1 protein-coding gene is annotated in these 850 nt (G+C 35.9%); it reads right to left on the minus strand.

The genetic code is table 11. The annotated features are described in order from the left end of the window. A partial coding sequence (locus V7147_RS21495; protein ID WP_335369850.1) for a dihydropteridine reductase occupies nucleotides 1-522 on the minus strand: 522 nt, incomplete at its 3' end. Between the last annotated feature and the right edge of the window lie 328 nt (nucleotides 523-850).

Below are 850 nucleotides of genomic sequence, written 5' to 3' on the forward strand. Positions count from 1 at the left end.
ATTATCGACGAACTGTGCCGTGAACTTCTTGTCAGGTGCTGACTTAAAAAGATCAGTAAATAAGAAATCTTTTGATGAATCGATGTTCAGGGAATGAATTTGATTGACGTTGTCAGCACGCTCGAAATATTCAAGTACAAGCGGTCTGAAAGTTGCCAGGCCGACACCTGATGAAAGCAGGTACACATTTCTGTCTTCTCTTTTGAGCAGTACATTCGAATGTGTCTTAAAGATTGCAACTTCATTGCCGACTTGAAGATTTCTTAAAATCGATTTAAACTCAGAGCACTGCTTTCTGATGCGTGTTGTGATTCCGATTGCATTTTCGTGTGGTAAAGTAGAGATTGACATATGGCGCACCAGGCTCTTGTTTGGTTTATCTCCGGCATTGAATCCTTCCAGTGCGAAGTGGGTGTGGGAACCTTCTTTCCATGTAAAGCCTTCAGGACAGTCGAGCAGGTATGTTTTAACCTCAGGAGTTTCCTCAATAATCTTATTTATTTTAGTCCAGTAAATTTGCATTGTATATTCTCCTTACCCCATATTTGTATTACTACTCAGTATACATTAAATGATAACAATTCTCAATTAAAAAGATTGATTATTTCGGATCATTTATGGGATTTAATAAAGGCATACTTTACTAGTAACTGCTTTTCGTTTCCTATCATAAAACGTTTATTTACAGCTAAAAATGTTAAGTAAAATGTGTATCAAATTACATCGAAATCTGCGTTTTTTTTTGATTACAACAAAAAGATAGCCCAGTCCGATATGATACGAACTGAACTATTATCTGTATTTATTTTTACTTTCTATTCCACTAAAGCTACCCGTTTGTTCAATAAGA

Source organism: Bacillus sp. JJ1521, from assembly GCF_036965165.1.
GTDB lineage: Bacteria > Bacillota > Bacilli > Bacillales > Bacillaceae_L > Ferdinandcohnia.